General features: G+C 60.3%; 10 protein-coding genes. 7 read left to right on the top strand and 3 right to left on the bottom strand.

Translation table 11 applies throughout. From position 1 onward, the window contains the following. A partial coding sequence (locus AAC035_RS11705; RefSeq protein WP_339804227.1) for a tetratricopeptide repeat protein occupies nt 1–487 on the bottom strand: 487 nt, incomplete at its 3' end. 20 nt (nt 488–507) lie between these two features. Further along, nucleotides 508–2,832 (bottom strand): penicillin-binding protein 1B, encoded by a 2,325-nt coding sequence (gene mrcB, locus AAC035_RS11700; RefSeq protein ID WP_339804226.1) that lies wholly within the window; start codon nt 2,830–2,832, stop codon nt 508–510. A 182-nt stretch (nt 2,833–3,014) separates the two neighbouring features. On the opposite strand from mrcB, the gene AAC035_RS11695 reads away from it, so the two are divergent. Both AAC035_RS11695 and AAC035_RS11690 read left to right on the top strand, forming a co-directional pair. Next, the gene (locus AAC035_RS11695; RefSeq protein WP_339804230.1) at nt 3,015–4,583 is read left to right on the top strand and encodes an AAA family ATPase; all 1,569 of its coding nucleotides are present in this window, start codon (nt 3,015–3,017) and stop codon (nt 4,581–4,583) included. A gap of 2 nt (nt 4,584–4,585) precedes the next feature. Next, the gene (locus AAC035_RS11690; protein WP_339804224.1) at nt 4,586–4,927 is read left to right on the top strand and encodes a Rieske 2Fe-2S domain-containing protein; all 342 of its coding nucleotides are present in this window, start codon (nt 4,586–4,588) and stop codon (nt 4,925–4,927) included. On the opposite strand, the gene sfsA is transcribed toward AAC035_RS11690, so the two are convergent. Next, a complete protein-coding gene (gene sfsA / locus AAC035_RS11685; protein ID WP_339804221.1) occupies nt 4,917–5,663 on the bottom strand; it encodes a DNA/RNA nuclease SfsA in 747 nt (248 codons plus the stop codon). The genes AAC035_RS11690 and sfsA overlap by 11 nt on opposite strands. A 169-nt stretch (nt 5,664–5,832) precedes the next feature. On the opposite strand from sfsA, the gene dksA reads away from it, so the two are divergent. From dksA to AAC035_RS11660, 5 genes are read left to right on the top strand one after another with little or no spacing between them, the layout of a single operon-like run. Further along, entirely contained in the window at nt 5,833–6,273 is a 441-nt protein-coding gene (gene dksA, locus AAC035_RS11680) for an RNA polymerase-binding protein DksA (protein WP_339804218.1), read from the top strand. A gap of 54 nt (nt 6,274–6,327) precedes the next feature. Continuing rightward, entirely contained in the window at nt 6,328–7,224 is an 897-nt protein-coding gene (gene gluQRS / locus AAC035_RS11675; protein WP_339804216.1) for a tRNA glutamyl-Q(34) synthetase GluQRS, read from the top strand. Between the two features lie 58 nt (nt 7,225–7,282). After that, complete coding sequence (locus AAC035_RS11670) at nt 7,283–7,459, top strand: hypothetical protein (protein ID WP_339804213.1); 177 nt, start codon at nt 7,283–7,285, stop codon at nt 7,457–7,459. Continuing rightward, on the top strand, nt 7,449–10,412 hold the full coding sequence (locus AAC035_RS11665; protein ID WP_339804210.1) for an ATP-binding protein: 2,964 nt from the start codon (nt 7,449–7,451) through the stop codon (nt 10,410–10,412). Before AAC035_RS11670 ends, AAC035_RS11665 begins: the two co-directional genes overlap by 11 nt. Before the next feature lie 8 nt (nt 10,413–10,420). Then, complete coding sequence (locus tag AAC035_RS11660; protein WP_339804207.1) at nt 10,421–11,821, top strand: sigma-54 dependent transcriptional regulator; 1,401 nt, start codon at nt 10,421–10,423, stop codon at nt 11,819–11,821. The last annotated feature ends 84 nt before the right edge of the window (nt 11,822–11,905 follow it).

Genomic DNA, 11,905 nt, shown 5'->3' with positions numbered 1-11,905 from the left:
GGCGTACGTCCGCCAGCAGGTTCCAGCCAGACCTTTGCAGGCGGGTATCCGAACCGCTCAGCGACAACCCCTTGAGAACAAACTGTTCTGCCGCACCGAGATTCCCGCTTTCCACGTATGCCTCTGACAGCTTGAAATAGACCGCTGCGGAGCGGGGAGAGATCCGCTGAGCCCGTTCCAGCTGGGTGATAGCGCCCCCGGCATTGCCCTGGGCCAGCAACTGGTCTGCCTGCTGAATCAGACTTACCGCCGCCGGTGAAAGGTCATCGCCCTGGTCCCGGTACCCCGGCTGAATGGCGGGTTTTTCTGGCTCTGTCTGCGGCTGTTCGGAGAGCCGTTCACGGTCACTGCGCGCCCCGGCTTCCGGAGGCTGTGGCGCTGACTCGGTCTGTCGCTCAGAAGAGGTCGGCTGCTGGTTTCCCCCCGGCGGCGCATAGACTCCCGATGCACACCCGCCCAAAGTCAGCAGCACAGCGGCCACGGCCAACGTTCTAATCCTTGTCGATATCATTGAAACAACCCCTCAAACCAGCCACGTATCCGGCGACTGAAGTCACCGGAACACCCTTCGTATTGCTGCGGTTCACTGCCCGCAATAAACGGCATCAGCCGCGCGTTTTCGCAGTGTTCATCGGTCTGCACCCGCGTCTCACTGTTGACCCAGTGGTACTGTACGCCATCCGGCACCACCGGTGTGAACCCATGCTGGGGCACCTGACTCATGAAGGTCGCCCAGATCGGTAGTGCGCCGGTAGAACCGGTAAATGCGGTGGGGCCATTATCATCACGCCCCATCCAGGTCACCGCCAGCAGGTCGCCGCTGAACCCGGCAAACCAGGTATCGCGGCCACCGTCGGTGGTTCCGGTCTTGCCCGCCACGGCCAGATCCTGCGGCAGGAATCGATAAGCCCCGCGACCGGTGCCCTCCCGCATTGCCTCCTGCAGAATGTACTGCACCAGATGCACCGCCGCCGGATCCGCCACCTGATCGACCGCCAGATTGTAACGGGACAGCGGCTCACCACGGGCATCGGTCACATCCCGGATAGTCCGCAAGGGTGTGCTGAAACCGGAGGTGGCCAGTCCCTGGTAAATCTGGGCTACCGTGACCGGGTTCATGGACACCGAGCCAAGCAACATGGAGGGATACTGAGAAATCGTTGAGCTGACCCCGAATTTCTGCAGCAGACGGGTGACCTCATCGACCCCCACATCCAGCCCGATCCTCACGGTAGGGAGATTCCAGGAGCGGGACAGCGCCATGTGCAAGGGCACCTCACCTCGCTGTTCACCATCAAAATTGCCAGGCTCCCAGCGCTGACCGTTCTCGAACACCAGGGCGAAGCCGGTATCCTGAACCGGACTGATCAGGGTATAACGCTCAGGCTGCTGCAAGGCCGCCAGGTAAACAAAGGGCTTGATCAGCGAGCCCACGGGCCGCCGGGCATCCAGTGCCCGGTTGAAACCGGCGAAGGAGGCATCACGACCGCCAACCAGCGCCAGCACCTCACCGCTGTCCTTCGAGGTGACTACCATGGCCGCCTCCAGCACCGGCTCGCGGTTGCTGCCTTCGAGCCGCGACAGGGTTTCGGTGACGGCTTTCTCGGCCTGCTGCTGAATCCCGGGATTCAGGGTGGTGTAGATTCGCAGCCCCTCACTCTGCAGATCCTCCTGCCGGTAATCCCTCGCCAGGTGACGACGCACCAGATCAATGTAGGCAGGGTAACGATTCTCGGACCAGCTGGGGCGACTGGTAACCGACAGGGGTTTGGCCCGGGCCGCGTCCGCGGTGGCCTTATCGATCTGACCCGCCTCTTCCAGCTGGGTAATGACCAGGTTACGGCGCGCGGTCGCCCGCTCCGGATTACGCCGGGGATCGTAAAAACTGGGCCCCTTGACCATACCCACCAGCAGCGCCGACTGGTGCAACTGAAGATCGCTCAGGGATTCACCGAAAAAGAACTGACTGGCAAGGCCAAAGCCATTGATGGAACGGGCACCGGCTTGACCCAGGTAAACTTCATTGACATAGGTTTCCAGGATTTCCTGCTTTTCGTAATGCCACTCCAGCAACAGCGACATCAGCGCCTCGTTGCCCTTGCGCAGCAGGGTCTGATCACGGGTCAGGAACAGGTTTTTCACCAGTTGCTGGGTCAGGGTACTGCCCCCCTGCACAACCCGCCCGGCCTTGACGTTGGCAATCATGGCTCGTGCGATAGACAAGGGTGCGATACCGAAGTGCTCGTAGAACTGGCGATCTTCCGTCACCAGCAACGCCTGTTCAAACAAGGGAGGTAATTCGTCGAGGCCGACCAGCACACGATCTTCCCGATGGGCCGGATAGATCCCACCAATCTGGGCGGGCTCAAGGCGCAACAGTGGCGTGTTTTCGCCCGATACAACGGTCAGCCCGGACACGGCATTTCCGGAAATCACCAGATTGATACGCCGGCGGGGTTCACTGCCGTCAGCAAAGTCGAAACCACGGGTGCTGATAACGAAACGGCTGCCGTTCTGGCTCCAGGTGCCGGGGCGCTGGCCGTCCCCCTGCCGGTAACCGGACAGCGTCAGCTCCTGGCGCAAGGCCGTCGCGCTGATGCTGGCACCGTTATACAGTTCCAGCGGGCGGGCATAGACCCGGGATGGCACCTCGAACCGGCGGCCTTCAAAACGGGAGGTCACCACCGCATCCAGATACACCATCCAGCCGGCCAGCACCACCACCAGGACGAAAGCTACCTGGGCAAGCAGGCGCGCTATCCGGCGAGAGCGGCGAGGAGTGGATCTGGCAGAGGATGATTTACGACGTTTGGGAACAGATTTTTTCGGCATCCGGGCATTATACCCAAACTGCCATCGACACCGTCATCCGCTCCCTGTGTTATTTCCGTAATCTCATGGCTATTATGGTAGCGGCATCACGGAACCGCGGCTGTGTCGCGGGTTTTGATACCGCAGCAACCCAGAGCTGCCATTCGCTGAAACAACCAGAGGAGAGACCTGTGACCGACGCCATGGCGCCCGGCCTGATAACCGCCCTGCAAAAACCGGAACTCTTTGATCACCCGGTCAGTAACTTTCAGGTGCTGGAAACGCACATATCCCAGGTCCTGCTCACCGGGGACTATGCCTACAAGATCAAAAAACCGGTGGATTTCGGGTTTCTGGATTTCTCCACACTGGAACGTCGTCGCCACTTCTGCGAAGAGGAAGTAAGACTGAACCGACGCCTGGCTGAAGCGCTCTACCTGGACGTGGTTGCCATCACCGGCAGTCCTGAGGAACCCGTCCCCGGAGGCTCGGGAGAAGCATTCGAATACGCCGTCCGCATGCGCCAGTTTCCACAGGATCAGCTGTTCGACGGCTTGCAGGAAAGTTCCAGGCTGACACCGGACCTGCTCGACGATCTGGCCCGTCAGGTCGCCGGATTCCACGACCAGCTGCCGCCCATCGCTGATGACAGGCCCCTGGGCACACCGGACGCAGTGATTGCAGCGATGCAGGAAAACTTCGACCAGATCCGCCCGTTACTGGACGATGCGGAATTGCTGACGCAACTGTCTGCCCTTGAAGAATGGACAACCTGCACGTTTGAGCGCCAGCAGGATCTGATTCAGCATCGCCGGCAGGCCGGTTATGTACGGGAATGTCACGGCGATCTGCACCTGGCCAACATCACCGTGTTCGAAGGTCAGGTGACCGTATTCGACTGCATTGAGTTCAGCGAGCCGTTTCGCTGGATAGATGTCATCAACGACCTGGCGTTCCTGCTGATGGACCTGGAGTCCCGACGGGAATACGGACTCGCAAGCCACACCCTCAACCGCTATCTGGAATGGCGTGATGACTTCGACGGGCTGGCGCTGCTGCCCCTCTACAAGGCCTATCGCGCCATGGTCAGGGCCAAGATCGCACTGTTCACCATGGCCAACCCCTCGCTGTCGGACCAGGACAGAGCCGGGCTGCTGCAAAGATACCGGGACTACGCCAACCTGGCTGAAAGCTACAGCGCCATACCCAACTGCTGCCTGCTGGCCACCTCCGGTCTGTCCGCCAGCGGCAAATCCACCATCAGCCACACCCTGGCGTGCGAACTGGGGCTGATCCGGCTTCGTTCCGACGTGGAGCGCAAGCGCCTGGCGGGACTGGGGCCACTGGACAGCAGCCACTCGGGTGTTGGTGAAGACCTCTACTCCGAAGCGATGACGGTGAAAACCTATCAGCGTCTGGCGGATTTGTCAGCGCAGTTGCTGGCGGCCGGCTTTAGCGTGATTGTCGATGCCGCCTGCCTGAAACGGGCCGAGCGACAGATGCTTGACGATATTGCCGAAGCCCGGGGCGTCCCCTTTGCGCTGATTCACTGCGAAGCCCCGGAAGCGACTCGCCGCAGCTGGATCCGCAGCCGCAACCATGACGCCTCGGAAGCCACCGAAGCCCTGCTGACCGAACAACAGCAATGGGAAGAACCCCTGACTGAGCAGGAAAAAACCCACACCATTCACGTTCATACCGACCAGCCCAGGGTGGCGGGCGAGCTGGCCCAGCGTATTCGTGGTCATCTTGGTCTGGGCGAGAATACCTGAAGGTGACGGCCCGCAAGCACTGGCACACGGTGTGCCAGCTCGACCAGCTGGCACAGGGTGCCTTTGTCGAGTTCAGCATTGGTGACCGCGACGGGTTCGTGTTTCTGCACGACAGCGTGCCAAAGGCCTACCTGAACCGGTGTCCTCACCTGGGTATCGGCCTTAACTGGATGCCCGGTCGTTTCATGGATCTGGACAACTGCTTTTTGCAATGCTCGACTCACGGCGCCCTGTTTGAACCCGGCTCGGGCAAATGCATTGCCGGGCCCTGCCAGGGCGATCAGCTGACCGCGCTTGCGGTGCAGGACCTGGCAGGGGAAATCCAGGTCCGACTCACAGAATAACCGGCAGTTCCCGCACCAGGGTCAGGTGCCCGCTGGGCCTCACCATCCCCTCTTCACCCGGCTCTGCAGCGGCGGCCAGATCAGCCTGCCAGGCCATCAGCTCAACACCGGCGCTGGCGGCTGTCCGCAGCAGCTGGCCGTAGGCCGGATCGATGAAGTCGGCGGGGCGCACCTCGGCAATGCCGGTATGGTTGACGCAGAACAGCAACACACCGCGATCACCGGCGGCCACTTGCGCCATCAGCTCTCGCAGATGTTTCTGCCCGCGCTCGGTAACCGCATCCGGAAAGTAACCCACGCCATTCTCCGACAGCGTCACATTCTTCACCTCTACCCAGGCATCACGACAGTGCGCATGCCCCGATAACCACAGGTCAATACGGCTTTTTTCGGCGCCGTAGCGAACCTCGGCCTTTATCTGCGGATACCCCGCCAGGGCAGGAATGCGGCCGTCGCCGATAGCGGCTCTGACCTGACCATTGGCGCGCCCGGTATTGATACACGCCAGCTCGCCCGGGGCGGTTTCCACCAGTTCCCAGGTGTATTGGAGCTTGCGTTTGGGGTTATTGGCCGGGGTCAGCCAGACTCTTGCCTGGTCCGGCTGGCAGCCACGCATGGATCCGGTATTGGGGCAATGGGCCGTGATTTCCGAGCCATCTGCCAGCAGTACATCCGCCATAAAGCGTTTGTAGCGACGAACAAGGCGTCCCTCTATAAGGTCATCGGGGAACTTCATGGCAACTCCGTGATCAGGTTTACGAGGTGCGCCGAAGCACAAAATGAGTTATATACAACGCTGGCGCCCCAGAAGCTTATCTGGTATTTTCCGCCAATTCCTGAATTGGGACGGGCGCAGCCAAAGGATATGCTGCGTCCCTTGGAGCTATAAAAAGAGGCCGGGATTCATGGCAAAGACAGCAGAAAAGACACGCGAGCGCTTTACCAACTTCACCCCTTACGAAGCTAAAAAGGGTGAAGAATACATGAGTGCCGATATGCTGCAACACTTCCGTAATCTTCTGCTTCAGTGGAAACAGGAGCTGATGGAAGAGGTGGACCGCACCATGCACCACATGCAGGAAGATGCGGCCAACTACGCAGACCCCAGTGATCGCGCCACTCAGGAAGAAGAATTCAGCCTGGAACTGCGCACCCGCGACCGCGAACGGAAGCTGATCAAGAAGATCGACAAGACCTTTGACCGGATCGACAAAGACGATTACGGTTTCTGTGATCAGTGTGGAGTGGAAATCGGTATCCGGCGGCTGGAGGCACGCCCTACCGCAACGCTCTGTATCGATTGCAAGACCCTTGCCGAGATCCGTGAGCGCCAGACCGGTATCTGACAATTACGCTTATCCCCTGTTTGGCCGGGCACCGCTCCCGGCCTGATACCCGCCATGTCCGCTGAAACTGACACACCCTATCGTGGCCGGTTTGCGCCCTCACCGACCGGCCCGCTGCACTTTGGCTCACTGGTTACGGCACTGGCCAGCTATCTGGAAGCGCGCTGTCATGATGGCGCCTGGCTGGTCCGCATTGAAGACCTGGACCCGTTACGGGAAAGTCCCCAGGCCATCGACAGTATTCTGCACAGCCTCGAAGCCCATTCCCTGTTCTGGGATGAGACGGTGCGGCGCCAATCCCTGAGACTTGACCGCTACCGCCAGCTGCTGGACCGTCTGATTCAGCAACGGCGGGCCTATACTTGCGGCTGCTCCCGCAAAGAACTGCTGGCTCATGGCGGCCGCCATCCGTTTAAGTGCAGGGATGGCGGTCATGCGCCGCCGGAACGCCCGCTGGCGACGCGCTTTGCACTCAATGATGAAGTGGCCCGCTGGCAGGACCTGATTCTAGGGCCACAACAGCAGACGGTGAACGCCGAGCTGGATGATCCGGTCCTTCTGCGCAAAGAGGGATTTATTGCCTATCAGCTGGCTGTGGTGGCAGATGATATTGACCAGGACATCAGCCATGTCATTCGTGGCTCCGATCTGCTGGAGACAACGGCACAACAGAACCAGATTCGCAGGGCCCTGAAGGTGGCACTGCCAGAATACGGCCACATTCCTGTGATACTTAACCAACAGGGGCAGAAGCTGAGTAAGCAGAATTACGCCCCCGCTCTGAACGACGACGCCCCGGCCAATAATCTCTGGCATGCCTTGCAGGCTCTCGGCCAGCAACCTCCGCCAGAGCTGGCGCGGGCAACGGCCGATGAACTTCTGGCCTGGGCCCGGACCAACTGGTGCCGGGCCCGTATCCCGCTGGTCAGTCATCAACAGCCCGAGGCCTGACAGCCACCCCTGCTCCGTGTTATAAAACGGGGCTCGACAGCCCGGATACCCTTGTCCGATGTACATCTATCGCCTGGTCTTTCTGCTGGTCCTTGCTGTTTACATTTTTTCACCCAACATTCTGGACTGGTGGGTTTCCCCGGGTAATGCCTGGTACTCACCCTATGTGCTCTGGAGCAGCCTGATCGCCCTTGGCGTCTGGCTGGAATGGCGACGGGACCCTGATGAGTTTTAGCCTGCCTGTTTTATTAATGATCAGCCTGGGATACCTGCTGATCCTGTTCTCCATTGCTCACGTCACCGAACGCGGCCTGCTGCCTGCACGGTTAATCCGCCACCCGCTGATCTACACCCTGAGTCTCGGCGTTTATGCCGGCATCTGGGCGGTTTACGGGGCAGTCGGGGTGGCGGCTGAGTCCGGCTACGGCTTCCTGGCCTACTACCTCGGAATCAGTGGCGCCTTTTTGCTGGCACCGGTACTGCTCAACCCGGTCATGCGTATCGGCCGCGCCTACCAGCTGACATCGCTGGCTGACCTGTTCGCCTTCCGCTATCGCAGCCAGTGGGCGGGCACCCTGGTGACCATTTGCACCGGACTCGCGCTGATGGCCCTGCTGAGCATGCAGATCAAAGCGGTTTCCAGCAGCGCATTGCTGATTGCACCCCAGGCATCGCCGCAACTGGTCAGCGGATTGTTCAGCCTTACGGTTGTGCTGTTCGCCATGCTGTTCGGAACCCGGAGAGACCAGACCTCGGGCAGCCACCAGGGCCTTGTGGTTGCCATTGCCTTTGATTCATTGGTCAAGCTGACCGCGATGTTGCTGCTGGGCGGCACCGTATTGTTCACCGTCTTCGGTGGCCTGGGCGGGCTGGAGCGCTGGCTGGCCATGCCGCAGACCGGCGTCAGCGCGCTCACCCTGAGCATCGATGACAACAGCTGGCGGGCCCTGATGCTGATGTCCTTTGCCGGTGCCCTGGTACTGCCACACATGTACCACATGATTTTCAGCGAAAACCCCAGCCCGGTGGCGCTTGCCCGGGCCAGCTGGGGACTGCCGCTGTTTTTACTGTTGCTGGGACTGCCCGTTCCGCTGATTCTCTGGGGCGGCATGGCCCTGCAGGTTTCAACCAGCCCGGATTTCTTTGCCATTGGCATCGCCCAGGCCCTGGAAAGCCCGATGCTGATGCTGCTGATGTATGTGGCCGGTCTGTCTGCCGCCAGCGGTCTGATGATCGTCAGCACGCTGGCGCTCGCCGGCATGGTGCTGAACCATCTGGTGTTGCCACTGCGTACGCCGCGGGATCAGCATGATATTTACCGCTGGTTGCGCTGGATCAAGCGAATCCTGATCGCCGTTATCATCTTCACCGCACTGCTGTTCCATGAGCTGCTGGGAAAAGATCTGGACCTCGCCACCCTGGGCATCATATCCCTGTCCGGCATGCTCCAGCTGTTGCCCGGGGCGCTGGGCGTGATTTACTGGCCGGAGGGCAATCGCCGCGGCCTCATCGCCGGACTGCTGACCGGGCTGGTGTTGTGGGGCGGCACTCTGGTACTACCTCTCTCGCACGCGGTTGATCTGCTGGCCTGGCTCAGCCTCACCAGTTCCGACGCCACGGCAAACTGGCCAATACTGACGTTTCTCAGCCTGGGTGCCAATGTCATGGTTTTCGCCATGGTTTCCGTACTGACCCGGGTAACCACCGAGGAAACCAGCGCCGCCCAGGCCTGCTCGCTGGGTGCGCTCTCACGCCCGCAACGACGTGAGCTGGTAGCCTCCAGCTCTGCCGATTTCGTACGCCAGCTGGCAGACCCTCTCGGCTACAGCGTCGCCAAACGGGAGATCATCCGGGCCCTGAATGACCTTGGTCTTCCCGCTGTGGAATACCGGCCCTATCAACTTCGACGGCTGCGGGACCAGATTGAAGTCAACCTGTCGGGACTGCTGGGGCCTTCTGTCGCCCGGGATCTGGTCAAACGGCACCTCGGCTTCAAACCCATGGCAGGAGGCCGGACCGGCCAGGACATCCAGTATGTGGAACGGGCCCTGGGCGAATATGAAAATCGGCTGACCGGCCTTGCCGGCGAGCTGGATAATCTGCGTCGCCATTACCGGCAAACCCTGCAGAACCTGCCAATTCCGGCCTGCTCGGTGGGCGACGACGGCGAAATCCTGATGTGGAACCACGCCATGGCAGAGCTGACGGCCATCCCCGCTGACGATGTCGTCGGTGCGCGACTGCTGGCACTGCCGAGCCATTGGCGCCAGTTACTGGAAGATTTCGTTAACGGCCCCGATCTGCGACGCTACAAACACCGGCTTGATCTCAAGGGCCGTCCCCACTGGTTGAACCTGCACAAGGCAGCGCTGGCGGGGCCGGACCATCCGGAAGGTGGCAGCATTATTCTGGTGGAAGACCAGACCGAAACCCGGTTACTGGAAGATGAGCTGATGCACAGTGAGCGCCTGGCGTCTGTTGGCAGGCTGGCCGCCGGGGTCGCCCACGAAATCGGCAACCCGGTGACCGGCATCTCGTCACTGGCCCAGAACCTGAAGCTGGAAACCGACAATCCGGACGTGCTTGCCACCGCCAATCAGATACAACAGCAAACCCGGCGGATTTCCACCATCCTGCAATCACTGATGAACTTTGCCCGCTCCGGCAACCACGCTCAGGCGAACCGCTACGAGCCGGCACTGGTGCGCCGCTGCGTCGAGGAATCCATTAACCTGCTGTCGCTAAGTGACAAAAGCCCGAGAATCCAGTATCTGAACGAGTGCCCCAACGACCTTTTTGTGCTCGGTGACGAGCAGCGACTGGTACAGGTCTTCGTCAACCTCCTGGCCAACGCACGGGATGCCTCACCGGAAGGTGGCACAATAAGGGTGAGTGGCACCAGCGATGACTACTCGGCTATCATCACGGTCACTGATGAAGGCACAGGCATTCCGACCGATCAGCTTGATCACATATTCGAGCCGTTCTACACCACGAAAAGTGCAAGCCAGGGCACCGGCCTCGGTCTCTCACTGGTGTACAGCATTGTTGAGGAACACTACGGAACCATCGCGGTGGAAAGCCCGGCGAACACCGTCACTGGTCTCGGTACGCTGGTTCGCATGAAACTTCCTGCCTACAAGCCGGACGATGGCCAGACCACCGACGGCCCAGAAGAAAGGTCCTGAACCACACTATGCATCGAATTCTGATTGTAGAAGATGAAGAAATCATCCGTTCCGCCCTGAGCAAGCTTCTCAAGCACTCGGGTTACACCGTGGCGGTAGCTGACTCCGTGGAAGCCGCCCTGGCTGGTGACGAGCTGGCGTCGTTTGATCTGATCATCTCGGATCTGCGACTGCCCGGTGAGGCTGGCACCAGCCTGATCGGGCACGCCCCCGGCGTTCCGGTACTCATCATGACCAGCTACGCCAGCCTGCGCTCGGCCGTGGACTCCATGAGAAAAGGCGCGGTTGAATACATTGCCAAGCCCTTCGATCACGATGAGATGCTCACGGCAGTAGAGAATATTCTGGCCCATCACGCGCCGGTGACCAACGACAGCGAGAGCTCCCCGGTCAGCCGTGGAGAAGAATCCGATCCTTCACAGATCATGTACGGCCACTGCCAGGCCATGCAGCATGTTTTCACCTTGATCCGGAAGGTGGCGCCAACCGAAACCACCGTCCTCATTCACGGTGAATCCGGAACCGGCAAGGAACTGGCAGCCCGTGCCCTGCACCTGCTCAGCCCGAGAGCCAAAGCACCGCTGATTTCGGTGAACTGCGCCGCCATTCCCGAGAGCCTTATCGAATCAGAACTCTTCGGCCACGAGAAAGGCGCCTTCACCGGCGCCGTGTCGGCCCGCACCGGTCTGATTGAAGCCGCCGATGGCGGCAGCCTGTTCCTTGATGAGATCGGTGAGCTACCGCCTGAAGCCCAGGCCCGGCTGCTGCGGGTATTGCAGGAAGGCGAGATCCGCAAGGTGGGTTCAACCCAGAGCCGCAAGGTGGATGTGCGGATGATTGCCGCCACCCACCGTAACCTCAAGGCCATGACCCGAACTGGCGAATTCCGGGAAGATCTTTATTACCGGCTCAACGTGATGCAGGTAAGGATTCCCCCGCTCCGTGATCGCGAGGGCGATATTCTGGTGCTGGCGAAGCGCTTCCTTGACCGGCAGAGCAAACGCATGAACAAACCCGGGCTCAGCCTCAGCCCGGAAGCCATGAGGGCCATGGAGCGGCACCGCTGGCCTGGCAACGTCAGGGAGCTTGAAAATGCCATCGAACGGGCCACCATTCTTTGTGATTCCGAGCTGATCACCCCGGCGCTGCTTGACCTGGATTCCGAGGGCAGCGATTACAATATTCCAGAGGGTCTGGTGGACGGCAACAACGAACAAACCCTGCACTCCTCACCGAGGGCAGACCAGGATGCGGGCAACGATCTGTCGCTGGAAGATTACTTCCAGCATTTTGTGCTGGAAAACCAGGATCGTATGAGCGAAACCGAACTGGCACAGAAGCTGGGCATCAGCAGAAAAAGCCTGTGGGAGCGACGCCAGCGGCTGGGTATTCCCCGGAAGAAAGCCTGAGCAACACACCTGGCCGGCAGCTTTCCGGCCGTCATCTATCGCCATACACGCGCTCAAGTGTTACCAGAGTGACCAACAAACGAC

The organism is uncultured Marinobacter sp., from assembly GCF_963974375.1.
Lineage (GTDB): Bacteria > Pseudomonadota > Gammaproteobacteria > Pseudomonadales > Oleiphilaceae > Marinobacter.
The sequence above is the reverse complement of the archived record's forward strand: the minus strand, read 5'-3'. Positions and strand labels throughout refer to the sequence as shown.